Here is a 26,812-nt window from a genome sequence, read left to right on the forward strand (position 1 = left end):
ATAAAATTACGCCTAAAAGGAATGAGCCCGGTACAATACCGGACTCATAACGCTGTTTTATCCTAACTTTAAACTGTCCAACTTCTTGGGGTCAGTTCACATTATGACGGGGCTTTTTCGTGTCAATTGTTATCGCGTCATCCTCGCCTTGCGAGGATCCATACAGTTTTCGTTGAATTTGTAAAAAAGCGAAGAATCGCCTTAAGTCACTTCCCACTGCCCACAATCTTCTCCACAATCGCGCCGGTGGTGAGGAGTTCCGGCAATACAATTTGTTTGCTCTTGTCGCCGGCGGGGTAGATGGCGTAAGCGGGCACGCCAGATTTGCCCATGCTGCGGAGAAGTTTTGTGACTTCGGGCGTTTCGCGAGTCCAGTCGGCTTTTACGAGGGCTACGTTTAAGCTATCCATGGCGCGCCTGAAATCTTCACGGTTCAAGACGGCGGCTTCGTTTGCCTTGCAGGTGAGGCACCAGTCGGCGGTAGCGTCAATGAAGACGGTGCGACTGGCCTTGGCAAAATCTTCAATAAGTTCCGGCGTATAGCGGTACCATCCGTCTTCTGTGACGAGTTGAACGGATCTTGCCTTGAATCTCGCATTGACTTCGTCTTCGTATTTAGGGGAGGCGAATGCAAACCAGATTACAAAGAGGAGGATGACGGAACCTCCAACGGCGAGAACTTCGCGGAAAAATGCAACACCCGGCGGGGCGATGTTCCCGATGGCAAAACTCAAAGCGATGCTCAATAGCGAAATGGCGGCAAATATGCCGACGCCAAAGTTGCCGGCCTGTTCGTGCACAATCCACAAGAGCCAAACGACTGTGGCGAGCAAAAGAACGCCCATGATTTTCTGGAGCGTGACCATCCAGGCGCCCGGTTTTGGGAAAACCTTCAAGACTTTCGGGAACGCGCTTACGAGCATGTAGGGGAGCGCAAGTCCAATGCCTGCTGCGGTAAAGAACAGGAAAAGTACGGGGGTCGATGTCGTGAATGCAAAACCCATGGCGGTTCCGAGGAATGGGGCAGAGCATGGCGTGCTGAGCAATACGAGGAGTGCGCCGGTAAAGAAAGCGCCTGCAAAACCTTGCTTTCGGCTCGTGAAATCCATGCGAGTTGTTGCGCTTCCGGGAATCCAAATTTCGAAAACTCCAAAGAAGCTCATGGCAAAAGCCGTGAGGATTACAACCATGAATGCGATGAATCCTGCGCTCTGGAACTGCATTCCCCAACCCGCGTTTCCGCCGCCAGCCTTGATTATTGCAACAATACCTGCGAGAACCCAGAAACTGGTGAGAATGCCTGCGGTTGTGGCGATGCCTAAAGTAAGGAGGCGCTTTCTGCTTTCGCCAGCTTGCTTGATGAGGCTAAAAAGCTTGAGCGAAAGGACCGGCAAAACGCACGGCATGAGGTTCAAGATGATGCCGCCAAGCAGTGCCGACAAAAGTAAAATCAGTGTGCCTGCGAAACTTTCTTCGGCAAAATGTTCTTGTGTAGTTTCTGGGGCGCTTTGGATGTCGTTATCGTTTTTTTTTAAGGGTACCGACTGCAAGCTACTTTTCTTTGCAAATTCAGTTGTATTTACACCAAACGTGACTTTCGAGGGAGCAAGGCAAATGGAATTGTCGCATGCCTGGTAATGGAACGTTGCCGAAGTGGTGAGGCTATCGTATTTGGCGTCGATATCTTCGATGGGGAGCATGATTTGAAAATGTCCCTTAAAAACGAGATTCTCAAGGTCCAGAGCTTCGCTGTATTCCTTAAGTGGCTCAGGCCACTTGGGTTCTCCAAAGTGAATCCCTTGCGCCGAAATTTCGATAGACGAAGGTTTTAGAAATTCATCGGCGGCAACATTCGCGTTTACATGCCAGTTGTCAGGAATGGTGATATCTACGGTGACGCTTGAACCTTTTGCCAATGCACCTGCGGAATAGTGCAAACTTGCTTCGGGAGGCGGCATGTTGTTCATATTGAACTCTTGGGCAAAAACTAGCGTTGCAAACAATGTAATACAAAATAACGATTTTTGCAAACTGTTGTTTGCAAAATTTTTAAATTTTAAAACTTTGTTAAAAATTTTCATAAATTAATTCTCGCTAAAAGAAGTTGAAAATGCTGGGAAAAGGTTTATGTCTTCTAAGAAAATCCTTTGTAATCGTACTCCTAATTGGGTTGGGGCAGTATGGAAAAAATATTCCTATAGAATATACAAATTGTGCTTGCAAAAGTGTGCGACAAAAGACGAAGCGGACGACTTGTTTCAGGACGTGGCTCTCCGGTTTTGTAAAAAAGCAGATTCGCTGAACAATCAAGTCCATCTTTTTGCGTGGCTCCAGACGGTACTTTTGCATTGCCATTACAATGACTACCGCAAAAGGCAAATGGTACATGAAATACCGTTTTCGATTCTAATGGAGCCCAAGGCTGTTTATGACGCGCGCTGGGCTGATGCCTATGTCAAACCTGAAGATGATGTTGGTGATGCGGCGGTGAAAGAGTTCTCGTTTTTACTGGAAGCGTTAAATCCGCTCGAAAGAATGATTGTGGAACTTTCAGTTGTGGGTGGTTTTAGCCTCCGTGATTTAAGCCAATTGATCGGGCTGTCTAGGGGGTGCCTGGCTCAGCGAAGGCGGGCGGCATTCCTGAAAATGCAGGAGAAAATGGCAATACAGAAAGAGCGAATTAAAATGATTACGGGACGTGATGCGTCTTTGCGAGAAATTATTGAATTTACTGGTTGAAAAGCTCTTAAAATTTCGTAATTTTATAACGTGAAATATCTGCTTAATCTTATTTGCATTTTCTTTATTGCCTCATCGGTTTTTGCACAAGACCAGTGGTTCAATTATTCAAGCCCTTTCCCGATAAAGGCGGCAATCCCTACAGGTGATGGCTTGCTTCTATCAACGGGGGGAGGTCTCCGTTTTAGGGCGCAAAATCTCGACGACGTCTTCACGACATCGAAAGGCCTTGGTGAGCAGTCGATGAGTGCCGTTGCTATTTCTGATCTTGGAGCCTTTGCGGTAAGCGAGTCCGGTGTTATTTCAACGATATTGCCGAATGGTACTTGGCAAGTGCTGAGCCGTTCTTATACGGGCAACAATACTCATGTTATTCCGGGATTGGCTCTTTTGGGTGGCCCGGTTCTGGTAATTGCTTTTGAGGATCGCCTATCGTTTTTTAATCTTAGAACTATGACGTCGATACTCACGGTGGAACGTATTGCTGATATCAACGTTTCCGCTTATCCGATAACTGCTATGGATATTCATGGTGATTCCTTGATTATTGCTGCGGGTGGCGGTCTTTATATGCGCAAAATGGACTGGGAAAATTTGGACACCGATGTGCAATTGTATGACCCGGATTCCTGGAAGATTATTAAGAATGCTTCGATTAACAATGAACCTATCAAGTCTATCGCTTGGAAAGACGGTGAAATGAAGACCTTCCCCACGGAAGGCATGAGAATCTGGGACAAGGATGGTGAGACGCGTGTCGCTCTTCTCGATACGTTCTCTGTAGATACCAAAACTGAATCGCTGATTATGATTCGTGGAAAGACGTTGAAGGACTCGATTCTGTACGAGCGTGATTCTTTCGTGGTTAAGGGCGAATCTAAAGTTCACTATTGTTACAAGTCCAAAGTGCGCTGGGTGTCATTGCTTCCGTCTGGCAAGGCAATCTTGGCTGGCCCTGAAATTATCCTCTATTACGATAATGGAAAATTTACGGACTTGACGGAATATAAGCCGTTCCCGCTAGGGATTCCTTATGAACTTCAGGCCCTTCCTGTAGGGGGTGTATTGGTGGCGACCGAAGAGGGGCGATTCTCGCACTTTAGTTATTCGTGGGATGAAAAAAAATATGTATGGAGCGAACCTACATATGCGGCGATGAGTGGAAATGGATCTGATGCCCGTGCTCATAATTTGAAAACATTGTCTGTGCTTCCTGATGGAGGAACTTTTTATCACCATTGGGCTGACGGATATGCCGTATATAGTGGTTGGGCCGATATGCTTACAGCAGAGTTGTATTTACGCGGTGAAGATAAAAATGGCGTACCTAATCGTGATAAATATTGCATGGATAATTATTTTGAAGGCAATTCAAATGGGAGTATTGCTGGAATTTTAGCGGTGTCATCTACTCCGGCTCCGAATAATAATGGCTATTTAACCACTTCGGCATCGAAGAAAGGTTATAGCTTAGTATATGTGGAAAATGGTAAAGATGAGAGAGGTCCTCTAGTATCTTGTGCGAAAAATGTCGGGTCTGCAACTATTGGTGGACCGATGTTTGCTCGTGTTGACGAAAATGGCAATTGGGTTGTTTATGTGGGGACCCGTGAAGCGACATCGACCGATGCCAATGGTGGCTTGGATGTGTTTGTTTTCCCGCCAGTTAATAAAATGGGAGGGAATATTTCTAAGGTCGATACGTCTTATCGAAAAACGTATTCTGGCGCTCAATCGACTCCGCTAGACTTGGTTTATGAACCTATTACGGATTATGTTTGGATGGTCACTGCGTCAACGCTGGTGTATTGGGATAAAGATGACAAAGACCTGAAAACGCCTCTTTCGACCAATGGCCTTACCGGTGCAGACTATACGAGTATTGATGTCGATAGCCGTGGCAATCTGTGGGTTGGAACAAAATCGCAAGGTGCATACCGCTTGACCCCGCGCAAGACAAGCCCGGATACATTGTCTGTGATGCATTTTACAACCCGTCATGGTCTCCTTAGCGAAGGAATTCAAGATGTCGCTGTAGATACGGTACTTGGCATGGTGTGGTTTGCTCATGACAATGGAGTTACCGGTTACAAAAGAGACGACGTGCGCGGTACCGAAAAGAACATGACTGATAATGCCCACGAAGATGTGAAGGTGTACCCCATTCCGTTCCGTCCGAAGCTCCAGCCGTATATTTCGTTTGTCAATGTTGCTGATGATGCAGTCATCAATATTTACAATAGAGGCGGTAGGCTGGTTGTATCGCTGAGCGGTAATCAAATTTCTGGTGGCCGTGCTGAATGGAATGGCCGTATGGAAAACGGAAGCCTTGTGGCGCCTGGTGTTTATCAGTATGTTATTCGTGGCGGAACCAAGGTGAGAAAGGGGAAGCTCTTGATTATCCACTAATGGGGTATAGACGTTATGAATAAATTTGTTGGAATTGCGTTATTTTTTGCCGCTGTATGGATCGTTGGTTGTGCCGGCGAACGTCAGGGACTTGTTTGCGAAGAAATCGAGTACCGCTTAAGTACGCAGACGTATTCCCCGGACCAACGTGCTTATATTGAAAATGAACTCCGCACTTGCCGTGCGGAAGAAGCGAAAAAGAAGAACGAATCCGGACAAACAAATGCTAGCATTTATGAACGCTTTGCCAATACGGAAGGTTCTTCGTTAAGCGATACATCCAAGAGCGTTATTCCTGTATCGACTTTGTTGCAGGATTCTTCGGAAGAAAAAACGACAAGCATTTACGACCGCTACAAGTCTGTCGAGGCAACCAAGTAATGCCAAGCATAATGACTCTTGCGGGCAAACCGTTTGAACCAGATTTGCCCAAACGTTTGCTTTCTATTGCAGGCGAAATCCGTGAAGCTGGAGGCCGCGCTTTTTTAGTGGGCGGCTGGGTGCGCGACGCGCTTTTGGGCAAGGATTGCCGTGATTACGATGTCGAAGTTTACGACCTCACGCAAGATGAACTTGTCCCTATTTTAAAGAAGTATGGCCGTACGAATTTGGTCGGGAAGGCTTTTGGCGTCATTCATTTGGCGATGAAAGGGCTTTCGCTTGATTTTTCGTTCCCGCGTACAGAAAGTAAAGTCGGTTATGGGCACCGCGGTTTCGTGGTGCATACTGACGAGAAACTTTCGTTTAAGGAAGCTGCGCTTCGTCGCGATTTTACGATTAATGCGATGGGTATGGAGTTGCCTGAGCTTAAGCTTTGCGATCCGTATGGCGGAATTGACGACTTGAAGAAGGGGCTGCTGCGCCATGTGGGGCCTGCTTTTGTCGAAGATTCTTTGCGCATTTTGCGCGGTGTGCAGTTTGCGAGCCGCTTTGCACTTACACTTGCTCCCGAGACGGTTGAACTTTGCAAGACGCTTTCGCTTGCCGACCTTTCTATCGAAAGGCTTTTTGAAGAATTCAAAAAGTGGCTTTTGAAGCCCGGCAAACCGTCAATGGGACTTCGTGCGTTTTTGGACATTCGGCTCAATGAATTTTTCCCAGAAGTTTTCCCGCTCCGTGATTCTTGGGAGGCGTTGGGCGAAATGCTCGATAACATGGAAGCCTTGCGCAGGAGTCTCGCGGATGTTAATGCTGAGGCGGTTGGTGAAGCTAAATGCGCGCCGCTTTCGGAAGCTCAGGCCATGGAATTTGCATTTGCAGCATTCCTTAGCGGAAATCCGGAAACTTCGCTCAAGTTCTTGGAGCGCATTACCAACGAAACGCATTTGCTGAAAATCGTTCCGCTGTTGCTGACGTCTTATAGCGAACTTGATTTTGCGATTGTGAATGATGCGCCGGCGCTTCGTCGCCTGGCGGTGAAGCTTGGTGGCTTAAAGCTATTGTGCCTACTCGTGAAGTGTACGCCTCGCGAATTTTACGCTGGCGATGCCGGATTCCCCGAAAAATTGTGGCAAGCCGCTGTGGATCTTGATTTGCTTGAGGCTGCACCGCAGCCGTTCCTCATGGGCAAAATGCTCATGGAAATGGGTTTCAAGCCGGGCAAGCAAATGGGTGAGATTATCAAGCAGAGCTTTGAACTGCAACTCGATGGGAAAATCAAGAACGCCGAAGACGCAATCGCGTGGGCGAGAAGTAGAACTTAGAGCTTAGAACTTAGAACTTAGACAACTGCGTAAGGCGAGTGAAGCAGGATTGCTTGCAAGCCTATTTAACGCTAAAGCGTTGTCTCTTGAGCTCAGAAATAGTCAAATATTTTTTGACTGCTTCATTCGCTTTTCTGGCGCCTTTATTTCCACCGGAACATTCCGGTAATTCCTGCGGGTACGCAGAACACAATCATCGGAATTTGAATCAGTTCCACCGGCAAGAACGCAAGCATTTTGCGCTTGGCGTGTAACTTCCACGATGCAATCATGAGGAACACGAAGTCTACGATAAACTTGGGCAAAATGCTGAACACGCACCACTCCCACGGGAAATCCAAGAATATTGCGCACCACGGGCTTAAGAACATCCAGATGTAGTATGTGTAAATGAGCGTGAGGAGCAGAATGTAGGCCTTGCTTTCATAATTTGTGCCGTTGCTGCTCCAGCGGGCGCGCTGGTTAAACAGTTGCTTCCACGTATGCACCGGAGCGGTCTCGATTACGGCGTCCTTGTCGAGGTTGTAGCAGACCTTTGTTCCCGGAATTTTCATCATCTTGTGGATGAGCATGTCGTCGTCGCCGCTTGAAAGATTCACGAGGTCGCCAAAACCGCCAACAGCAAAGAACAGGTCTCTCTTGTATGCAAGGCAAGCGGCGCTCGCGACAATCGGGCGACCCCAGCTAAAACCGGCGGCTTCCATGGCGGTGTAGCCTAGCGTTTCGAGTTTTTGATAGAGATGCGGCATGGAACGCGTGCCGTTGTTCTGCTTGGGGCCTTGCACAATGCAGATGCCATCGACGAATCGTCCGGCCATAGAGGTAATCCAGCTCTTGCGCGGGATGCAGTCGGCGTCCATGGTCAAAAGCACCTCGTTTTTTGCAATCTTGAAGGCGCTTTCGAGGGCGCGTTTCTTGGGGCTTGCAATGACCGGCAAATCGGGGGAGAGGCTGAGCACTCTGAATCGCGGGTGCGTGGCGGCAAACTTTTCGAGAATTTCGCGGGTGCGGTCCGTGGAGCGGTCATCGACGCAAATGACTTCCCATTCGCCAATGTAATCCTGGGCGGCGACAGCGTTGAGCGTGCGTTCGGCAAATTCCTCTTCGTTACGCATGGGAATCACGACGGACACGCTCGGAGTTGCTTTCGGGCCTCTATAGCGATGCGTCTTTAACAGTCCTATGATGAAAAATAGGAACAGTAATGCGTAAAGCGCAGTCAGGCATGCGATAATAATGCCACCCATGCGCGTTAATTTAGAAAATAGAACTTAGAACTTAGAACTTAGAACTTAGAAAAGGCTTCGAAGTTACAATTTCTCTCGTCTTTCGTCTTTCGTCTTTCGTCTAAAAACTAAATTTGGGTCTGTTAATCTAGTACAACCCACTAAGTTCTACCAACTAACTTGTCCCTGCGTCATCGGCGCCCCTGTCTACTTCCAACTTCCTACTACTTATGCTCCATCCTTCCGCTTATGTTCATCCTTCTGCAAAAATCCACGAGTCTGCTATTATCGGCCCTTGGTGCGTTGTCGATGAAGGGGCCGAAATCGGGGAAAATGTGGTGCTCGAATCTAGAGTGCGGGTGTATGGCGGTGTGACCATCAAGGCGAATACGCACGTTTACGATGGTGCGATTCTCGGCGCGCCTCCGCAAGACCTCAAGTACGCCGGTGAACCGACCCGCCTTGAAATTGGCGAAAATTGCATTATTCGCGAATACACGACGCTCAATCGCGGTACAGCGCAAGGTGGCGGCTGCACACGTCTTGGCGATCGCGTTTTGATAATGGCTTACGCTCATGTGGGGCATGACTGCCAGATTGGCGAGGGCGCTGTTATAGCAAACGCTTGCCAGCTCGGTGGGCATGTGCGCATCGGTAGGTTCGCCACTCTCGGTGGCACGACGGCGGTGCAGCAGCGCAACCAAGTGGGAGCTTACGCCTTCGTGGGCGGTACGCTCAAGGTCGATTATGACGTTCCTCCATGCAGCCGCGCTTTCGGTAACCCGCTCCGCTTTGCAGCCTTGAATCTCCATGCGCTCCGCATCCATGCAAGCGATTTCCCGCCGGAACGCATTGCATTTTTCGAGCGCGCTTTCCGTGAACTTTACCGCGGCAAGCGCCCCATTGCAGAAGTCATCGAAGAATTGAAAAAAGGCCCGGAACCTTTGTTCCAAGCCTTTTTCGATGAACACTGGTCGGGCACTTTGGTTCGCCCGTAATTTTTGCGTCTGTAATTATTTCAACAGAGCGTCTGGGAATCCCGGATACCAATTCGAACCATCGTAAGCTTCAAAACCGCCGACGTGGTCGAAACCCCAGTAATGGAACGAAATTCCATTAGAGATGGCGGCTTGTGCGGTTTGCATTGCCCAACGGGCCTTATTTTGGTCAGATGGCCAATCGCCTTGGACCGGGTTTCCGTTTTTGTCGTACCATGTGCATGTCCACATGTCGTTACCGCCTGCGACACCGAATTCACCCATATTCAAAGGAACGTGGTCTACGCCGTTGACGTCAGGATAAAGACGGCGGGCAAGTGCTGCGTATGAAGCCATGTCGCTTGATGCCGTGTTTGCGAAGGCGGCATCGCCAAGGCACTTGTTGCCGTGTTGACCCTGGTGAGTGTAAGTATAAGGTTGATAGTAGTGTCCGCTGAAGATAATGTTTCCGTCTTGCGGCAAGTGCAGGCTTCCGAGGTCTTCAAATTTTGCCAAGTGGTAAGATTCGAACATGATGGTCTTGCCTGGTGCTGCTGTGCGAATAACGTTATAGGCGTCAATCATGACTTCGTTTACGAGCTCGCTGCTTGGAATGGCCGGTTCGTTCCAAATTTCAAGGACGACCTGGTTATCTGCAAATTCGCCCATTGCTGTTGCTACTTGATTCCACATGGCAAGGAAGTGAGCCTTTTCCGCCTGGAATTTTTCGGGCATGTATTTGCACCTGGGGTTGTCGTCAGGAGGGGGCGGGTTGTTGCTTTGGTAGCTAGGGGGCATTCCGCCGCCGTAGCAACTCAGTTCGTCGTAATGATGGAAATTCACTACTACGGCAAGTCCATTCGCTATAGCAAGTCGAATATGTCTTAAAACTCCGTTTAAACGGTCTGGGTCTACAGTGTGTGTGGTATAATCAGAGGTTTCCTGCCAGCGGACGGGAATACGGACCGAGTTAAAGCCGGCTGCTTTAATGATGGCAAAATCGGAATCTTCGATAGGGTTTCCCCAGCCACCGTCGTCTGAACCTCTTGAATCCCAGGAGTTTCCAAGGTTGATGCCGCGTCCGAGTATGGCGTTCATGGTTCTACCCAAAGTATAATCTACGGCAACGGGTGCAATTTTTTCTTTTTCTTCTTCTGGTTGAGGTATTGTGGCGGAGCCTCTTTCGCATGCCCAGAAAGTGCACCCGAATGCGAGTCCAGCCGCTATGGTTGTAAAGAACTTTTTTAACATGTTGACCCCCAAAAAGGTTTCATAATAAATACCTGTTCTCAGAATCTATATTTAAACCAAAAATAGAAAAATGAAAACTTGCTTATGTTGTGTTTACGCTTGAGTCCATTGTGATGTTCGTCAATTGCCTTAATTTGTAAATATTCGTAAACGTTTTGCCCGCGAAAAAATCCGTTTACGCTTGAGTCCAGCGTTTGTGCGGCTTCGATAGTGGTATTTCGTTGATGGATCGAAGTTTGCAAAGCCTTTTTTGCAATGCGGGTGCGTTGATTTCTCAAAAAACAAGCTATATTGTAGACGATCCGAATTTGGAGATTTGTACCTATTATGAATGGAAACTTAAAAAAAGCCATTTGGAAGTCCGCTCTAGCGGCGATGCTTCTTGCTTCATCTTCTTTCGCTGGCTACGGTTTTAGCGATTACCGCGACCGTGATCAGTCCCACTTTGTCATGAAGGATCCTAAACCGTTCCGTCCTGATAAGGAAGTTGTCACCGTTGTCATGCGTGAGGCTATTCCTCGTGGTGGTGGTTATACGTACCAGTACCCGCGTGAAAACCCCGAACCGGTACTCACGGATAAGTATGCTATGGAAGGTGCTCTTTCCATGGAAATAGAACTTATCGCCAGTGACTACTCCGGTGTCGCTATTTGTATTGCGGGTTCCGTGGACTTGACTCCATATTTGGAAGAAGGTGTTCTCGAATTTTGGATCAAAGGCGCACAGGGTGGCGAAAACGCCTTGTTCGTGCTCGTTGACGATGGCGTGAAGAGCAATGGCGAATCCCTCCAGGTAAAGCTCCGCTCCAAGAGCCTTGGCGAAATTACAACTGAATGGAAGCACTTCAGCATTCCTCTCAAGCTGTTCGGCAATACCGGTGTTTACTGGGATGCAAAGAACACGCGCGAAGTGATGCTCCCGTTTGCTTGGTCCAACTTCAAGGGCTTCCGTCTCGAAGTCCGCAAGGATGAAAACGAATCCTTCAAGGTTTGGATTGACGATATCGTGATTAAGAAGCACGGCAAGCCGTACGAAGGCCCGGCTCATTATCCGTTCCGTAACGAGATTTAAGAGGATTTTATGCGCAAAACAGTTTCTTCCCTTTTACTAGCGTCTAGCCTCGGTACTGCTGCGTGGGCAATTACTCCGCAAATGCAGCTTGATTCACTCCATGCTTCGTTGGATACTCTTTCCGGTAACATGGAATCGACTCTTCTGGGTAAGGACGATCTGCCACTGGCAGTCTCCGGTTACATGGCTTTCCGTTTGAAGAATTTCCAGTATTCTGAACCGAGCCCGTGGGTTGCTAACGATAGAGCACGCACGAGTGTCGACGCTATCTTGAATGTGAACGTCGTCGCCATGCCGAACTCCTACATTACGTTGTTTACGAACCTTATGTTCCCGTTCGATTTGAGTGGTATCTATACGAACTATTTGGCTAAGAATCCGACGCAGTCTCCGTCTAATGCCAATAATGAACGCGTTTTGTTCGACCACTCTACGGACTATTATGCTTCGACAATTAACGAAGAATTGAACGTTGGTGTCGATATCCGTACAGGTGTATTCGGTGCCTATGTTACCGCAGGCGGTGTTATTTGGGCTAACGCTTCCCCGCTCACCATGTGGGAACGTGAAACGAACCCGCGCTTCGTTTGGCAGTACGAACTTTTCGAAGACGAAAAGACCGTTTCTACCTACTATAAGGAAAAGGCATTTAAGCCCGTTAAGGAAGGTGGTCGTGCATTCTGGACGAACCGCTCTTTCGGTGGCGTGTTTGCTAACTTCTATCAGCTCCCGTACGACATGAAGGCTCAGTTCCTCGTGTCCCAGCCGGTTGATGCCGACATGGCAACCCGTGATGGTTTGCGCATGTATGGCGGTATGACGGGCGAACTCGAAATGTCTGGTGGCTACGATTTCCGTGGTACAGTCCTCCATGGCCGTATCGCCAAGGAAAAGATTGCTGATAACCTTACTGTTGGCGTGAACTACATGGGTGTGACCTTCGATAAAGATGCTATCTATGAAGGTAGTGAATTCCGCAGTCAGTGGATAGATTTTTCCGAAAGTGGCGATCCGACTCTCCTCAATACTCATGTGATTACAGCCGATGTCAAGGGCAACGTTACCCCGAAACTCTACTTGATGGCTGATGTGGGTGTTAGCATCACGGATTCTACGGTTTTCATTCCTGATTCGAAAGGAAAATATACCTCAAATAAGGAAGGCTACCGTTCCGCTATGGCGGATCCGAAAGTCGGTCTTTATGTAAAGGCCCAGAGCAAGTATGTTGAAGGATGGCCGATGACTGCTGAACTCGTGTTTTTCCAGCCGGGCTTCTATTCTCCGTATTCTCTTTCGAACCCGTCCCGTTTCCCGGGTTGGCGCAAGGACGAAACTTACCTTAATGCAGGTGCACTCCGCTATTCCCCGAATATGGCCGGTATCAACTTCAAGTTGGAACCGAGCTTTAATCGTGGTTACTTTGATTTCCAGTACGCTCAGCACCGCCAGATTGATCCGGGTCAGGACGTGATTGCTTTCAATTACCGTCTGAATGGCCGCAACATGTGGGAAAGCACGAATTCTTGGACCAAGCATAAGCCGCTTTTCATGGCTGATTCTGGTAACAAATCTGACGATGCTAGATATATTAATCGTTTGGGCAACGAGAAGTTCTCTAAAAAAGGTGTTAAAATGTATCGCCAACGCGGTGGCCTCTATGGTGGTACTTGGGAAATGTGGGAATCTTTTGCTGCTTATGAAAACGGCCTTCAGGCCGGTCATACCGAAGTTCCTATGCATGCCAAGTGGTCTTCTTACCTCTCCTTTATGGGTGGCTACGATATTGGCCATTGGATTGGAACGGACCGCAATGTTATGATGACCGGATACTTTGCCTTGTCGGGTATTTCGACATCTTTCTCTCCGCTTGCTGTTTCCGAAAAGCAGTCTAACGTGCTCTTGACTAGCTTCTATGGTCAGTTTGAACCGACTGTTGCTGTGACGCCGACTTTCCACATGGTGGGTATCCTTGGCCTTGAAACCTTTAGATCTGATAAGGCTTACGTGATTGAAAAGGTTTCAAATCCTTTCGGTAAACCGAAAGAAGGCTCGCCGACTTATTTTTATGAAGTTAATAATTTCTTTTTCAAAAAAGCTCCTATCAATTACAAGGACTTTGCGATTGGTTTAGGTTTTGATTGGGATTTTGCTGACCGCGTGGGTCTCCATTTCCGTTACAAGTTCATGACGCACTCTGATGAAACCGTTTCTGACAATGATTGGCATTCCCATTACATTGCTGCCGAAGCCAAGGCCTGGTTCTAAGGGAGGATGCTAAAGATGAATATGAAAATGAAAAATATTTTAATCGCCCTTCTTACTGCATCGGTTGCCGCATCGGCATCTGTAGTTGCGGATAATCAAAAAGCTCTGCAGGCCAAGGCCGATAGTGCAAACGCCAAGCGTGGTGTTGAAATCGGTGGTAGCATTCGTGCTGTGGCGCAGCGTTCTAGTTTCTCTACGGATCAGGATGTAAAAAGCCTAAACCAAATGCCGAATGTCGAACATAACGAGTTCGTCAGCGCAGACTTGAGCTTTGGTTTCCGTCCGTACGAAAGTGTTCGTGCCAATGTGATTATGCGTCTTGGCGGTGGTATGCAGGAATACTTCGCTGCAGCTTCTAAGACAATCGAAGCCAAGTGGCTCAATGTCGAAGGTAATGTTGGCAAGAATTTCTACTGGGTTATTGGTGATTTCCGCCAGGCGATTTCTCCGCTCTCGATTTACAATCCCGGTATCGATATTATGTATGAACCGACGATTTTTGCCCGCAAGCGCCACATGGCCCAAAAGGAACAGCTCCTTGAAGGTGACAAGCGCAACTTGCAGGGTGTAAATCTCCAGTTCCGTCAAGAAATCGACCCGATGATTGGTGAACTCCGTGTAGAAGCGTTCCTTGCCCGCGTGAACCGTGTGTCGGTGCTTGACTTGAGCGGTGCCGAAGGAAATATCCTTCCGAATGATACCATTGCCGGTGCTTCTCTTGCTTCTAATACGGACAAGTGGCTTGTCGGTGGCAACATCGAGCTTTTGCCGATGCAGAAAAATGTTTATGTCGGTGTGACTCCGATGCTCATTTTCGATAATGAAAAATCGAAGTCCTATGTCTACAAGCATCCGTATAATTGGGGTAGTGAAGCCTTTGAATATGATGTCTATGAACGTATGGATAGCAATCCGTACGAAGATATTCCGCAGAATACGCTCGTCTTTAGCGGTCGAGTCGGTGCTGATGTAGCTGGCATTCTCAAGAATAAGAATCTTACTCTTGATTTCGTTGGTGAATATGCTATGTCCATCAACAAGATTAAGAAGCCGGCTAAAACCGATGAAACGGGAACGAACGTTCTTGTTCCTGAATCTGAAGAAAGCGTGAACGGTTCTGCAATCCTTGCGACATTGAATGCTGGTTACAAGGTTGATAGTTCCTGGAGCGCAGGTGTTACCATTGACGTGGTGATGAACGACGAAAAGTGGTTCAACAACATGGCTCAGTCTCCGAGCTTCTTTGCCCAGCGTATCTTGAACTCCGATAAGGATGGTAATACAGTCAAGTATGGAGTGAACTCTCCGCTTTACTCGACCTTCGACGCTCTTTACAACTACTCTCCGAAATTCGCTCCGGCGCCTAGTTCTCTTGGAACAGATGGTGAAAATCTTAAGGCTGGTCAGACAAAAAGCTACAACATTTCCCCATATAACAAGAATTCCTGGGGTTCCAATGTTTACTCCATTGCACAGCTTGAACTCATTAACAAAATGATGGATCCGGCTCTCCAGCTTGCTTTGCCGAACGGCCTTGCTACTGCAAACCGTAAAGGTATCCGCGCTTTGGTCAAGGGCGATTGGGAAGGAAAGATTGAAGCTCAGGCTCTCGTAAGTCTTTTCAATCAGGTTAAGCCAGAAAGCGATTTGGTTGATAAAGTCTCTTACAAGGAATTTGGCGGTGGTGCGAAGTTTGATATCGCTAAACTTACAGGATATAGCAAGTCTGCTGAATTCTCGGGTTCTATCAAACATTCTGAAAACGAAATTAGCATGAAGGCTGGCGAAGCTGCTAAAATCACGAGCAACTTCATCAATGTCGGTACAAGCGTCCAGTTCTTGCCGCGTCTCGGCTTTACAGCTGGTTTCCAGATGATCAATACCGACTATGGCGTGCTTGCAGATCCGTATAGTAAAGCTGTTGGCGTGGATGTTCCTCATATGAAGAGCAAGCAGATGCATGTGATGGGCGGCTTCGATTACTCCGTTGCTCAGAATGCATGGCTTTCCTTGAATATTGGCCTCATTACCGTTCAGAATGATTACAATACCTCCTCGCTGGCTGATGCGTATGATGCTGCTTATCCTGCTTTCCTTGAAGAATCTTTGAAAAAAGCCAAGAACCAGAAGAAAGCTGAGCTCGATGCAGACGAAGTTGCTGCGGTGACTCAGAATGCCAAAGAGACGCTCTACGGGAAAAAGATTAAACAGCAGTACAGGGTAGCAAATATGCCTGATTACTATAATATTGAAGATTTGGGAGCGCCGAAAACATATACGCATAAGTTCTCTCAGATGATTTTTGAAGCTTCCATTAATGTGGAATTTTAATGGGAGGTAACTAGAATGAATTTCAATATGAACATGCGCAAAATTTTATTGACCTCCGCAATTGCATTCTCGGCTGCATCTGCTTTTGCCGCTGATGGCCAGGCTGAGGTTGTAACGCAACAGAAGTCCTTGTTAGAAAAGCTGGATTCTCTCAATGCGGCTGTGTTGGGACTTAAGATTAACGGTACTGCAAAGGGTGGTGTTGCAGCCTCCTTTGCTTCTTCCGATCAATTTGCAACGGAATCTCCGACTCAAGAAAATCAGGCATTCACGGATGTGAACTTGCGCTTGACGGCTCGTCCGAGTTCCGAGACGATGATTGATGTCCAGTTGCGTTTGCATAAGGATTGGCAGAGTGCTTACGACGAAAACAATAACCCGGTTATTGGCCACTGGTTCAGCTACGATGGTACGATTCTGAACAAGCATGTGGACTTTAACTTGGGTTACATGCGCGTCGGTTATACTCCGCTTACCATTTTCACCCCGCAGACCGAAATTCTCCAGGAACCGGAGATTTTCTCAGAAAAGCGTCGTGAAGCCCTTGAAAAGCGTAACCTCGATACCACGAGTCGTCGTTTATTGCATGGCCTCAATGTTGTTTACAACAGCAGAAATGTTGGCGTAGTTGATAACATCACGGCCCAGCTCACGGGAGCTCGTCTCCGTAATACGGCTAAGAAGAGTGACCAAGTGTTCTTCGACTTTGATTTTTCTGACCGCTACCTCCTTGGTGCGCGTGTCGGTGCCGAAGCTTACGGAGCTTATCTTGGTGTAAACTTTGTCAATGCAATGGACCGTAAACTAACCCGTCGTAGTCTCAACATCGATACAGAGGATACCGTTTACTACGAAACTAATAGGGTAATTTCTGTTGAAGCTGCTTTTGATTCAAAGAAGTTGTTGCCAGAACTCCCTGTTACATTTGGCTTCAATGGTGAATTTGCCATGTCCAAGTGGGCTGTGGATCGTGACTATTTTGTTAAGGAAATCGGGAAGTTTTATACTTTAGAGCAGGCTATGGACAACGATGGAAAAAATTTTGTTTATGTGAAATCTGTTCCAGAGAAAACTGGCCATTATGTTGAGACGAATGAAAAAGTTGCTGATCAAGATGGCAAGAGCTTCTATGCCGACTTCTTTGTGAAGGGCGATATCAACGATATCGACTTCAAGGTGAATGTTGGTTACTTCCAGACGGATTCCGGTTTCTGGTCTGAACAAGCCTCTTCTCCGGTTTATCAGGGACGTTCGACAATCTTCAATGCGAATGCTTTCTATGGTAATCCGACAGAAAGCCTTATTCTTAGTACGTTCGGAGCATCTAGTCTCGAAAACCTCTACTTCAATGTCTATAATTCTACGACATTGCAGGCGACCAACTTGATGAGTTCGACAGACTTATCGCACGTATTGGATAATCGAAATGAAAGTGGCGCAAGCATGTATGCCAACTTATACAATAACTACAAGAACGGTCACTTCTACCGCAACGGATACTCCGGTGTTACGGCTAAGAAGCGCGAAATTGATGCGCAGGGCATTCTCTTGGCGCTTGATCCGTCTGTGGGTCTTGCTTTGCCTCTTGGTCTTGCTACTCCGGATCGCAAGGGTATTACTGCCAAGGCCGATGTGAACTGGGCCGATAAGGTATCCTTCAATGCTCGCGTCAATATTGTCACGCAGTCGAACGCTCTTGACTATTCCACTTTAGTTGTCGGTGAAAACAAGTTCACTGAATATGCTGTGGGTCTCGGTGTTGATGTTGGTGCTCTGGCCGCTCTTGACCGTCAGATTCTCGTTCAGGGTTCTGTGGCCATGGGTTCTGAAAGTGCATACTTGAAGCGTAAGACTTCCCGCTTTGTGGGTGGCGTTACTGCTGATATTTGGGGACCGTTTAGTTTCCTTGGCGGGGTCCAGATGTACACGAAAGAATTTGGATTTGGCTATCCGGTATCTGCCACAGCGGTTGTCAACAAGGCAACAGAAATGCTCGTCTTGGCAGGTCCGCGTGTAAAGCTTGCTCCGCTTTCTTACCTCTCACTTCAGGGTGGTATGCTTAAAAACGAACTGGACTATACCATTCCTGGTGTTGCTGCTAACAAAATTTCCATCAATAAGCTTGTTCTCCTTGCCGATGTGACGGTGAATTTCTAAGAGGTGCTGAAAATGAAAAAAGTTTACCAGTACATGATGATTCTCATGGCAGGTGTTTTGGGAGCCTGCGGATCGATGAGTGTTAATGACCCTTATGCTGAAGCTCTTCCTGCTGATTTTAATACTCAGGAATACCTGGCGTTGCATCCTATATTGGCTGCTCAGCAATATAAGGATTTTGTGAGTGATCATAATGCCCAGGCGAAGGTTAATGATTCATCGAAGGCGGCTGATAAAGCAGCATTCGCTGCAAATATGGATGCGATTGCTTTTATTTACACAAATCCGCTTATGGAGGCTCATTCACAAGAACAGTGGGCTCAATTCGTTGCTGATTTGAGTTCGCCCGAATCATCGACTAAAGCGCAAGGTGTAATTGATAACTTGGCTTCATCGTACAATTTTGATGATACTACAGACGATGTTGCACTTCTGTCTTCCGTCCAAATAGATTATTTGGCCATTGCTCAGCAATTCACGGTATTTGGTAGAGATCATGGTTGGGCATATCGTTATTGCCATCCAGATGAAGCTGCTAATACTCCGCGCAGCCTTTTGCGTGATGCGGCTCAGGATACTATTATAACTATGGTTGAGAGAGGTTTTAAACCGGATACCGGTTTATACTGCCGTGACGCTGCTGGCATTGTTCGTCTGATTCAATAGGATAAGAGGTATTCAAAATGAACTTTAAAGTTATTACATTGGCTCTTGCTATGGGCTGTGCTTCTATGGCCCAGGCTGCTGCTGACAAAGTGATTGGCTTCTATCCGTATTGGAGTCAGTATTCTCAGTTCTATGCAAAGGATATCCGCTACAATCTTGTGACCGATATTCATTACATGTCTATCGCTCCGACTGCAGAAGGTACCGTTGCCTTTGCTGACGAATACGATGCCGACAACTTCAAGAACCTTGTAAGCATGTCCAAGGAAAACGGCGTGAAGCTTATCGTGTCCGTGGGCGGTATGGAAGCTGAATCGAACCTCAAGGCTATTGCTTCTTCTGACGAAACGCTTTCTACCTTCGTTTCGAACGTCAAGGAATGGCTTTCGGCAAACGGCGGCGACGGTGTTGAACTCGACTGGCAGAACCTCACGACGGACGATTCCGAAGATTATGCCAAGATGCTGAACGCCTTGGTCGATGGCCTCTCGGGCTCTACAGTTACGGCCGTGATTTACCCGGCCGCCGGCATGGATGCCTACAAGGCCGAAGCCTTGAACCGCGCCGCTTACGTTGACGTGTTCATGGCAGACCTTATGAACGAAAGCGAAAGCAGCCTCGTTCCGAACCAGAGCGCAAACTCTGTGCAAGAAACGCTTGATGCTGTTGCCGCTGCCGGCGTGAACAAGGACCTTTTGGCTCCGGTCGTGTTCCTCTACGGTAAGTCCTTTGCTGGTGCCAAGGGCCTCGGCTCTAGCCACACAGGCGTTGGCAGTGGCAATGAAGGCTACCTCCCGTACGCAGAACTCATGAACCGCTTCGATACTCCGGATTACACGGTGACTTTCGATGAAGCAACCAAGTCCGAAGTGGCTGTGAGCGAATCCGAATCTATCGTGTTCATGGGCATCCCGTCTGTGAAGGCTGTTGCCCAGCACGTGAAGAGCGAAGGCATGGCTGGCGTTGCCGTCTATGACCTCTCCCAGGATCACTACGAACCGGTTGTGTCGCTCCTCGTGACTGTTGGTCTCGAACTCCGTCCGGGAATCAACTACAAGAACTCCAAGAAGTAATTCTCGGAAAATCGCAAAAGCTTAAAAAATCCTCGACGCAACAAGATGCGCCGAGGATTTTTTTACCGTTCCAACACCGAATTACACCACCATTTGTGTTCTAGTAACTCCTATAGACTTCATTTGATAGTGTATGGATCCCCTACGCTTCGCTTCGAGGATGACACAGCAATAATTGCCATCGCCCCTACACTTAATACACTTGTTATCTATGGTAAACATTAAAGTGCCCCCTTATGGTGCGTTTTCCCTAAATTAAAGGTATCTTTATATTGTAATTAGGGTTTATATATTACGGTGTCATGCCCGTCGGGTGTCTCCCTAAAAAAATGAGGTTTTGTATGCGTAATCATTTGCTCGCTGCGTTAGCGGTTGCAGTTCCGTCTTTTGCTATTCCCTTGGTAAATCAGCTTGGTTTTACTCCCGAGTCCGAAAAGATTGTAGTGATTCCCGGTAACGACGCCAACACGCTTGAAGTCCGCGACATGGCGGGGAAGGTGGTGCTCTCGCTCGAAGCCCCGATGGTTTACGATTGGGAATACAGCGGCGAAGAAGTCCAGACGTACGATATTTCTGCAATCAAGAAACCGGGCACGTATCGCTTGTTCAGGGACGGCTATATCGGTAACCCGGTCGTGGTGGGCGAGGATGTTTATGTTGATGTGACTAAGGCTGCGCTCAAGTGGTTCTATTTCCAGCGCGCAGGCATGGCGCTCGAAACGCGTTATGCGGGCAAGTGGGCGCGCGCCATGGGTCATGTGGATGACAGCGTGATTGTTTACGGCACGGATTTACCGACGGCAAAGACGGTTGCAAAGGCAAACGGCAAGCCCGAACCCAAGAAAGCCGATGCGAAGATTATCAGGTCGCAGCGCGGTTGGTACGATGCCGGTGACTATGGCAAGTACATCGTGAATTCCGGCATTACGGTGTTTACGCTTTTGGAAATGTACGAACATTTCCCGGCATTCGTGGATACGCTCCATTGGAACATCCCGCGTGAATTCCCGAAGATGCCCGAATTGCTCGAAGAAATCCGCTGGAATCTTGATTGGATGCTTTCGATGCAAGACAAGGATGGCGGCGTTTATCACAAACTCACATCGCTCAAGTTCGGTTCTAGCACCATGCCGGAACTCGATGGCGCCTTGCGTTATGCGATTGAAAAGAGCTTGACGGCAACGCTTGATTTTGCGGCGGTGATGGCGCAGGCTTCTCGCGTGTATGCAAAGTTCGATGCTGATTTTTCAAAGCGCATGCTCAAGGCTTCTGAAGTGGCTTACTATTGGGCTAAGCGCCATCCGAAGACTTTGTACAAGCAACCGTCCGATGTGCAAACGGGCGATTACACGCACGGTGGGGAGGATGGCAAGGACGAATTTGCATTTGCTGCAACGGAGCTTTACCGCGCTACGAAAAAGTCCGATTATCTCAAGGATCTGAAACAGTACAAGTTCAGGGCCGATGGCCCGTGGTGGGGCGATGTGAACATGCTCGCCATTTACCATGCGGCCCTTGATTCTGCGGACTTTGGCGCAAAGGTTGGCGGTGAAGCGCGCAAGACTTTGCTCCATGTGGCAAAGGAACTTCGCAATGTGGGCGATACGAGTGCCTATAGGCTCCCGGCATTCCCGTCTAGCTGGAACTGGGGCAGTAACAGCGCCATGGCAAATAACGGGATTGTGTTGCTCCATGCATACTATGTCACGGGCGACAAGAGTTTCTTGGATGGGGCTCAGCAGTGCTTGGACTACCTCTTGGGCAAGAATCCGATGGAAATTTCTTATGTGACCGGCTTTGGCTTTAGAAGCCCGCGTTTCCCGCACCATCGCGTGAGCGAATCGGATTTCGTGGATGATCCGGTGCCGGGCATGCTTGTGGGTGGGCCGCACTTGGGCAAGCAAGATATTAATTTGGATGGAACGGAACTTTGGAAGTGCCCGAACTATGCTACTGCTGACAAGCCTGCGCTTGCCTACATTGATAACCGCTGCAGCTATGCCACAAATGAAGTGGCTATCAACTGGAACGCTCCGCTTGCATACCTCGCTGGCGCCTTGCAGGCCATTTACAGCGGCCACGCTAACGCTGTCGTGAAGTAAAGGCGGGCTTTGTCGTTCGCTTTGAAACTGCACTTGCTTTGAAACTGCGCGAAGCGTTGTCGTTCCTGCGAAACATCGCCATGCGCGCGAAACATAGTCATTCCCGCGTAGCGTTGTCATGCCCGGCTTGACCGGGCATCTCCTTTATTCAATCCATTCCACTTCCACAATGCCGCGCACGGAATTGAAGCAATAAATTTTCTCGGCGTTTTGCAGGTCGCTCGGGTACAGAATTTTTTCTTTGGCCTTGCCTTCGTTCAAAAGCTTTTGCCTCGTGATGCCGTTTAAAAGCCCGCATTCAATGGGTGGTGTGTAAATGGTGCCGTTCAGTTGGATTCCAATGTTTGTGAAAGTTCCTTCGGTGAGTTCGCCTTTCTCGTTCACGCAGATTTCGTCGAAGACGTCCTTCGGGAACGGAAGTCTTATGCTTGTTTTGTGGTACAGGAATGGATTTGCAGAATTGACTTTGTGTGCAATCTTGACTTTTGGATTCTCTTTAGGTGCAGGGATTGCTCTTGTCGTGACTTCGAAATGCCCGTCCTTGAACAGTTCGATTCTATTGACAACGTTCGGATTGAATTTGACTTTTTCAATGTTGCTGTTCCAAGTGAACCCGAGCGCATGTGAAGATGCTCGCAACCGCTCGATGTGCATCTCGAAATCGGTGATGCCGGTTTCAATTAGCGAAAAATCTGTTTCCAAAAATTTTGCCTTGGTGAGCGTTTCGTTCCATTCGTCTTCGGCTGTGGAGCTCCATGTGATGGCGCTGCCGGCATCGTAGCGGTATTCCGTTTCGCTGTTCTTCTTTTGCAAAATTCGAATGGGCACGGAGAAAATCATTTCATCGCCGTGGATATAGCCAATTGCGCCGCAATAAACTTCGCGCGGCTTATGTTCCGTGGCGTCAATAATTTCCATGGTCGAAATTTTTGGCGCACCAGTGATTGAACCGCATGGATAAATTGCTCTGATGATATCGTATAGTGTTACGCCTTCCTTCAATTCAGATGAAATTTCAGAAGTCATTTGGAACAACGTTTTATGCTGTTCGACGTCAAAAAGTTTATCGGCGCGAACCGTTCCCGGCTTTGAAATTCGGCCGAGGTCATTGCGCAGCAGATCGACAATCATGATGTTTTCGGTGCGGTTCTTCAAGTCGTTAAACAAGAAGTTTTTCAGCGCGGTGTCTTCTTCGTCTGTTTTGCCTCTCTTGACAGTTCCCTTCATGGGCTTGGTCAAAATTTTATTGCCTTTCTTTACAAAAAACAGCTCTGGCGAAAACGATAAAATGGTCTCGTACTTGTTTTGCAAAAAGGCGTTGTAGGGAGTCTTTTGATTTTGCAAAAGATAATGGTACAGCTCGGTTTCGTTTGCGTTTGTTTTTAACGCCGAAGGGTAAGTATAATTGACTTCGTATGTAATGCCGTTCTTGATTTGCTCTTTGATGAACGCAACTTTTGCGGCGTACTCTTCTTTGGAAATGAGTGGTTTTATGATAGTGCCGATTTTTTTATCGGGGATTTTTTGCACGAACGGCTCAAAGGAATCGAACGCTTCAAAATAAATAAGAGGCAAGTTACTAGCCGTATTCAAGTTGTATCGCATGTATCCCACGAGATAAAGGCCTTTGCTTTTCAAAATTTCAATTCGGTCCAGGGCTTGCCTGACATTTTTTGGCTTGAAAATTTCGATTGTCTCGATGGGCGTTTTAAAGATTTTTTCTGCATATATTTGCATAATCGCCAAACTCTTTTAACGGCGCAAATATAAATATATAAGTCCGATAAAAATTATTTTTACTTTGTATTTTTTGCTTACTCTTGGGGTATATTTATAAATAGGATTGTGGTGTCTTGGGAAAAGGAGATCGTGGATGAAAAGAACTCTCTTTTCTGTTTTATCCATTGCTTTGGCTACTGCTTTTTCAACAGCATCCGCTTTTACTTTGAGGGGGACCGTTAAAAATAAAAGCGATTCTGTTCCGCTTCATGCAACGGTAAAATTGCTGAAGAAGGGGCTTGAAGCAGAAACGAATCGCTCTGGTGCTTTTGTCATTCGTGAAGATGATGTGGTTGCTTTACGAAACTTGCGTGCTGCGGTAGGGCATTTTAGCTTATTGAACGGAATTCTGAATTTTACGCAGGGCGGTAGCGCCCCCGTGCAGGTCCAGGTTTTTGACATGAACGGAAATCAGGTTCTTGCCAAGACGTTGCGAGGTTCCGGAAGTGTTGATCTTGCGGCTTCTATTCAAGCTCAAGGGAATTATGTTGCAAAGATTAAGCTTGGCTCTGCGCAAGAAACTGTTCGCTTTAGCACTCTAGGCAATGTTTCGGGTGCAAAGAGCTCTGCTGAGAAGTTTGCTTTGTTCAAAGAAGGGGATGATGGCGATACCTTGCGAGTTGTGGCAACGGATTACGATACATTGTTTGTTCCGCTCTCGAATCTTGATACGACTTTAGACATTAAGCTAAGCAGGGCTGCCGATAAGCAAACTTACGCGTTTGGATATGCCATGGGTAATGAACCAACTCCGAGTAAGGGCTGTGGCAAGGAAAACACGCTGAAGGACAACTTCACGTTCACCAGTGCTGGCATCGAACACGAAATCTACCTTACTTTGCCTGAAAACTATGATAATAACAAGCCCTATCGTTTGGTGTTCGGCATGCACTACATGGGAGGCTCTGCCAAGAACGTTGCAACGAGGGAAGGCTACTACGGATTTAGAAACCAGCCGGGCGCCAAGGAAAATACCATCTTTGTGGCACCGCACGGATACACGGACGAGAACGGCAAGGAAAATCCATGGCGCTGCGGTGACGACAAGGATCACGTCTTCTTTGATGAATTCCTCACTTACCTGAACGAAAATCTTTGTGTCGATACATCTCGCGTGTTCTCCATCGGGTTTAGCTTTGGCGCCATGTTCAGTAACTCGCTGGCTCAAGATTTTCAGCACCGCTTGCGTGGTGTGGTGGTGTTCTCCACGATGGACCAGGTGATTTACATGCCCAAGAACAAGGGGCTCCCAATAGCATGGATGGGAACCGTCGGCATGAGTGACAATCTCTGTACGCCAAAGCTTGGGCGCAGCGCTCGTGACAGGATTTTAAAGAACAACGGAAAGCCCGGCGCAGATGGAAAATTCACCGATGCCAGGGGCGAAGAGGCGGAAGAATACTCCGGTGGCAAACACGTGTGCTACGATTACAAGACTGTCGATCCGCGTTTCCCCGTGAAGTGGTGCACGTTCGACGGCGAGCACACGTACAACCCCCGCGAAGATGGAAAAGTTTGGACAACCGAAACGGGCTGGGAATTCATCACGCAGTTCTAGTGGAATTTTCTTCATAGTAAACAATGAAGCCCTCCTTACGGGGAGGACTTTTTTGTTAAAAAACTTGGTTCAAAATTATACTTTGTGATAAAATTGTAATATTTTATGAATGTGGAACTTATCCAAATTTTTCAGTATATATTTCTAACATGCAAAACTGGTATCTTATAATCGTTCTTTCAATAGTTTTTGTATCGGCGCTTTTTGCTTCGACAGCAGCTTCGCCGATGTAAATGAATTGCCACTATAAAAAACGCCCGCTTGCGCGGGCTAAATTTGTTTTTGGCGATTTGAATTTGTTGGCAAGTGTTACTTGACTAAGTTCACGAATTCGCGGCACACGGCTTCTGGGTCCGGCTTGCCAAAGATTGCCGAGCCAACAACGAAGACGTTTGCGCCCGCTTCCTTGCAGGCGAGGATGTTGTCCAACTTAACACCGCCGTCGATTTGAATATCGAGTTCCGGCTTGAGCGCGCGCAGTTCGCGGATTTTGTCAAGGCAATACGGAATGAGACTCTGGCCGCCGAAGCCCGGGTTCACGGACATGATGAGCACCATGTCAACGATGTCGAGCACGTACTTGACGTTTTCCAGCGGGGTTGCCGGATTGATGGCCACTGCAGGCTTTACGCCGAGTTCTGCAATCTGGTGCAGCAAGCGGTCAAGGTGGTTTGTGGTTTCGGCGTGCACGCTGATGATGCTTGCTCCGGCTTTTGCAAATTCGCCCACGTAATTTTCGGGATTCTCGATCATCAAGTGGCAATCCAGCGGGAGCTTGGTGCCTTTTTTAACGCAAGCGGAAATTCCCGGACCAAAGCTGATGTTCGGGACAAAGTGCCCGTCCATGATGTCCAGGTGAACGAGGCCTGCGCCTCCGTTTTCGATGGCCTTGAGACCATTACCGAGTTCGAGGAAGTTTGCGTTCAAGACGCTGGGTGCGATGATTTGTTTAAGCATAGTTCAAATATAGCAAAATAAATTTTTTTTTACTAAATTTAAAAGCACTAAGAATAAGAGGAGATTATTATGTCCAAAAACTCTAAAACTGTAGTAGCAAAACCAGTTGCAAAGAAAACGGCGACGAAGGCTGCGAAGCCGGTTGCCAGGAAGGCCGAAGCTAAGGCCGCTCCGGAAAAGAAGGCTGCGCCGAAGGCCGCTAAGCCGGCTGCCAAGGTTGCAAAGTCTGTTGCAGAAACTCCGAAGGCCGAAGTTAAGCCCGCCAAGGCTCCTGCCAAGAAGGTTGCTGAAAAGCCCGCTAAGGCTGCCGCACCGGAAAAGGTTGCTGTGGAATTTATCGCCGATTGCCCCCTTGCAACGACTGTTTCCATTGCCGGTTCTTTCAACAACTGGACTGTCGATGTTGACATGCTCAAGAAAGACAAGAAGACGGGTCTTTGGGTCGCAAAGATTTCCCTTGTTCCGGGCGACTATGAATATAAGTTTGTCTGTGATGGCAAGAACTGGGATGCTGGCGACAACAAGATCAAGCACGTGTAATGCTTGAG

19 protein-coding genes are annotated in these 26,812 nt (G+C 47.8%); 14 read left to right on the forward strand and 5 right to left on the reverse strand.

Going from position 1 to position 26,812, the window contains the following annotated elements; translation table 11 throughout:
* Positions 1–206 precede the first annotated feature (206 nt).
* Entirely contained in the window at positions 207–1,967 is a 1,761-nt protein-coding gene (locus HUF13_RS15695) for a thioredoxin family protein (RefSeq protein ID WP_173476002.1), read from the reverse strand.
* A gap of 160 nt (positions 1,968–2,127) precedes the next feature.
* On the opposite strand from HUF13_RS15695, the gene HUF13_RS15700 reads away from it, so the two are divergent.
* The 4 genes from HUF13_RS15700 to HUF13_RS15715 are packed head-to-tail and all read left to right on the forward strand — an operon-like array spanning position 2,128 to position 6,851.
* Positions 2,128–2,739, forward strand: a complete 612-nt coding sequence (locus HUF13_RS15700; protein WP_304039302.1) for an RNA polymerase sigma factor — start codon at positions 2,128–2,130, stop codon at positions 2,737–2,739.
* A 30-nt stretch (positions 2,740–2,769) separates the two neighbouring features.
* Positions 2,770–5,148 carry a hypothetical protein gene (locus HUF13_RS15705; protein ID WP_173476003.1) on the forward strand — a complete coding sequence of 793 codons (2,379 nt, stop codon included), beginning with the start codon at positions 2,770–2,772 and terminating at the stop codon, positions 5,146–5,148.
* Positions 5,149–5,163: 15 nt separating this feature from the next.
* Positions 5,164–5,529: a hypothetical protein gene (locus HUF13_RS15710; RefSeq protein ID WP_173476004.1), complete on the forward strand. Its 366-nt coding sequence runs from the start codon at positions 5,164–5,166 to the stop codon at positions 5,527–5,529.
* Positions 5,529–6,851 carry a CCA tRNA nucleotidyltransferase gene (locus HUF13_RS15715; RefSeq protein WP_173476005.1) on the forward strand — a complete coding sequence of 441 codons (1,323 nt, stop codon included), beginning with the start codon at positions 5,529–5,531 and terminating at the stop codon, positions 6,849–6,851. The genes HUF13_RS15710 and HUF13_RS15715 overlap by 1 nt, the downstream gene beginning before the upstream one ends.
* 143 nt (positions 6,852–6,994) lie before the next feature.
* On the opposite strand, the gene HUF13_RS15720 is transcribed toward HUF13_RS15715, so the two are convergent.
* Positions 6,995–8,098 (reverse strand): glycosyltransferase, encoded by a 1,104-nt coding sequence (locus HUF13_RS15720; RefSeq protein WP_173476006.1) that lies wholly within the window; start codon positions 8,096–8,098, stop codon positions 6,995–6,997.
* Between the two features lie 209 nt (positions 8,099–8,307).
* Here HUF13_RS15720 and lpxA point away from each other — a divergent pair, with 209 nt between their 5' ends.
* Positions 8,308–9,075 (forward strand): acyl-ACP--UDP-N-acetylglucosamine O-acyltransferase, encoded by a 768-nt coding sequence (gene lpxA, locus HUF13_RS15725; protein ID WP_173476007.1) that lies wholly within the window; start codon positions 8,308–8,310, stop codon positions 9,073–9,075.
* A gap of 15 nt (positions 9,076–9,090) precedes the next feature.
* Here lpxA and HUF13_RS15730 read toward each other — a convergent pair whose 3' ends face one another.
* Positions 9,091–10,305: a glycoside hydrolase family 5 protein gene (locus HUF13_RS15730; RefSeq protein ID WP_173476008.1), complete on the reverse strand. Its 1,215-nt coding sequence runs from the start codon at positions 10,303–10,305 to the stop codon at positions 9,091–9,093.
* Positions 10,306–10,632: 327 nt separating this feature from the next.
* Here HUF13_RS15730 and HUF13_RS15735 point away from each other — a divergent pair, with 327 nt between their 5' ends.
* The 7 genes from HUF13_RS15735 (at position 10,633) to HUF13_RS15765 (ending at position 21,970) form a co-directional block, all read left to right on the forward strand.
* Positions 10,633–11,376, forward strand: coding sequence for a carbohydrate binding domain-containing protein (locus HUF13_RS15735; protein WP_072830798.1), 744 nt, complete (start codon positions 10,633–10,635; stop codon positions 11,374–11,376).
* Positions 11,377–11,385: 9 nt separating this feature from the next.
* Positions 11,386–13,641, forward strand: a complete 2,256-nt coding sequence (locus tag HUF13_RS15740) for a hypothetical protein (RefSeq protein WP_173476009.1) — start codon at positions 11,386–11,388, stop codon at positions 13,639–13,641.
* A gap of 27 nt (positions 13,642–13,668) precedes the next feature.
* A complete protein-coding gene (locus tag HUF13_RS15745) occupies positions 13,669–15,972 on the forward strand; it encodes a hypothetical protein (RefSeq protein ID WP_304039303.1) in 2,304 nt (767 codons plus the stop codon).
* A gap of 15 nt (positions 15,973–15,987) precedes the next feature.
* On the forward strand, positions 15,988–18,129 hold the full coding sequence (locus HUF13_RS15750) for a hypothetical protein (protein ID WP_173476010.1): 2,142 nt from the start codon (positions 15,988–15,990) through the stop codon (positions 18,127–18,129).
* A gap of 12 nt (positions 18,130–18,141) precedes the next feature.
* Complete coding sequence (locus tag HUF13_RS15755) at positions 18,142–18,795, forward strand: hypothetical protein (protein ID WP_173476011.1); 654 nt, start codon at positions 18,142–18,144, stop codon at positions 18,793–18,795.
* A gap of 17 nt (positions 18,796–18,812) precedes the next feature.
* Complete coding sequence (locus tag HUF13_RS15760; protein WP_173476012.1) at positions 18,813–19,868, forward strand: glycoside hydrolase family 18 protein; 1,056 nt, start codon at positions 18,813–18,815, stop codon at positions 19,866–19,868.
* A gap of 341 nt (positions 19,869–20,209) precedes the next feature.
* The gene (locus tag HUF13_RS15765) at positions 20,210–21,970 is read left to right on the forward strand and encodes a glycoside hydrolase family 9 protein (RefSeq protein WP_173476013.1); all 1,761 of its coding nucleotides are present in this window, start codon (positions 20,210–20,212) and stop codon (positions 21,968–21,970) included.
* A 144-nt stretch (positions 21,971–22,114) separates the two neighbouring features.
* Here HUF13_RS15765 and HUF13_RS15770 read toward each other — a convergent pair whose 3' ends face one another.
* Positions 22,115–23,707, reverse strand: coding sequence for a chorismate-binding protein (locus HUF13_RS15770; RefSeq protein ID WP_173476014.1), 1,593 nt, complete (start codon positions 23,705–23,707; stop codon positions 22,115–22,117).
* A gap of 136 nt (positions 23,708–23,843) precedes the next feature.
* On the opposite strand from HUF13_RS15770, the gene HUF13_RS15775 reads away from it, so the two are divergent.
* The gene (locus HUF13_RS15775) at positions 23,844–25,307 is read left to right on the forward strand and encodes a T9SS type A sorting domain-containing protein (protein WP_173476015.1); all 1,464 of its coding nucleotides are present in this window, start codon (positions 23,844–23,846) and stop codon (positions 25,305–25,307) included.
* 309 nt (positions 25,308–25,616) lie between these two features.
* Here HUF13_RS15775 and rpe read toward each other — a convergent pair whose 3' ends face one another.
* Positions 25,617–26,264, reverse strand: coding sequence for a ribulose-phosphate 3-epimerase (gene rpe / locus HUF13_RS15780; RefSeq protein ID WP_173476016.1), 648 nt, complete (start codon positions 26,262–26,264; stop codon positions 25,617–25,619).
* Between the two features lie 69 nt (positions 26,265–26,333).
* Between rpe and HUF13_RS15785 the strand changes: the two genes are divergently transcribed.
* Positions 26,334–26,804, forward strand: coding sequence for a glycogen-binding domain-containing protein (locus tag HUF13_RS15785; protein ID WP_173476017.1), 471 nt, complete (start codon positions 26,334–26,336; stop codon positions 26,802–26,804).
* The last annotated feature ends 8 nt before the right edge of the window (positions 26,805–26,812 follow it).

Source organism: Fibrobacter succinogenes (assembly GCF_902779965.1).
In the GTDB taxonomy this organism is placed as follows: domain Bacteria; phylum Fibrobacterota; class Fibrobacteria; order Fibrobacterales; family Fibrobacteraceae; genus Fibrobacter; species Fibrobacter succinogenes_F.

Excerpts from the sequence above, each read along its gene's own strand:
- HUF13_RS15760 (WP_173476012.1), top strand. The coding sequence starts at position 18,813 with ATGAACTTTAAAGTTATTACATTGGCTCTTGCTATGGGCTGTGCTTCT.
- HUF13_RS15745 (WP_304039303.1), top strand. The coding sequence starts at position 13,669 with ATGAAAAATATTTTAATCGCCCTTCTTACTGCATCGGTTGCCGCATCG.
- HUF13_RS15765 (WP_173476013.1), top strand. The coding sequence starts at position 20,210 with ATGCGTAATCATTTGCTCGCTGCGTTAGCGGTTGCAGTTCCGTCTTTT.
- HUF13_RS15785 (WP_173476017.1), top strand. The coding sequence starts at position 26,334 with ATGTCCAAAAACTCTAAAACTGTAGTAGCAAAACCAGTTGCAAAGAAA.
- HUF13_RS15750 (WP_173476010.1), top strand. The coding sequence starts at position 15,988 with ATGAATTTCAATATGAACATGCGCAAAATTTTATTGACCTCCGCAATT.
- lpxA (WP_173476007.1), top strand. The coding sequence starts at position 8,308 with ATGCTCCATCCTTCCGCTTATGTTCATCCTTCTGCAAAAATCCACGAG.
- HUF13_RS15720 (WP_173476006.1), bottom strand. The coding sequence starts at position 8,098 with ATGGGTGGCATTATTATCGCATGCCTGACTGCGCTTTACGCATTACTG.
- HUF13_RS15730 (WP_173476008.1), bottom strand. The coding sequence starts at position 10,305 with ATGTTAAAAAAGTTCTTTACAACCATAGCGGCTGGACTCGCATTCGGG.
- rpe (WP_173476016.1), bottom strand. The coding sequence starts at position 26,264 with ATGCTTAAACAAATCATCGCACCCAGCGTCTTGAACGCAAACTTCCTC.
- HUF13_RS15710 (WP_173476004.1), top strand. The coding sequence starts at position 5,164 with ATGAATAAATTTGTTGGAATTGCGTTATTTTTTGCCGCTGTATGGATC.
- HUF13_RS15740 (WP_173476009.1), top strand. The coding sequence starts at position 11,386 with ATGCGCAAAACAGTTTCTTCCCTTTTACTAGCGTCTAGCCTCGGTACT.
- HUF13_RS15755 (WP_173476011.1), top strand. The coding sequence starts at position 18,142 with ATGAAAAAAGTTTACCAGTACATGATGATTCTCATGGCAGGTGTTTTG.
- HUF13_RS15695 (WP_173476002.1), bottom strand. The coding sequence starts at position 1,967 with ATGAACAACATGCCGCCTCCCGAAGCAAGTTTGCACTATTCCGCAGGT.
- HUF13_RS15715 (WP_173476005.1), top strand. The coding sequence starts at position 5,529 with ATGCCAAGCATAATGACTCTTGCGGGCAAACCGTTTGAACCAGATTTG.
- HUF13_RS15775 (WP_173476015.1), top strand. The coding sequence starts at position 23,844 with ATGAAAAGAACTCTCTTTTCTGTTTTATCCATTGCTTTGGCTACTGCT.
- HUF13_RS15735 (WP_072830798.1), top strand. The coding sequence starts at position 10,633 with ATGAATGGAAACTTAAAAAAAGCCATTTGGAAGTCCGCTCTAGCGGCG.
- HUF13_RS15700 (WP_304039302.1), top strand. The coding sequence starts at position 2,128 with ATGTCTTCTAAGAAAATCCTTTGTAATCGTACTCCTAATTGGGTTGGG.
- HUF13_RS15770 (WP_173476014.1), bottom strand. The coding sequence starts at position 23,707 with ATGCAAATATATGCAGAAAAAATCTTTAAAACGCCCATCGAGACAATC.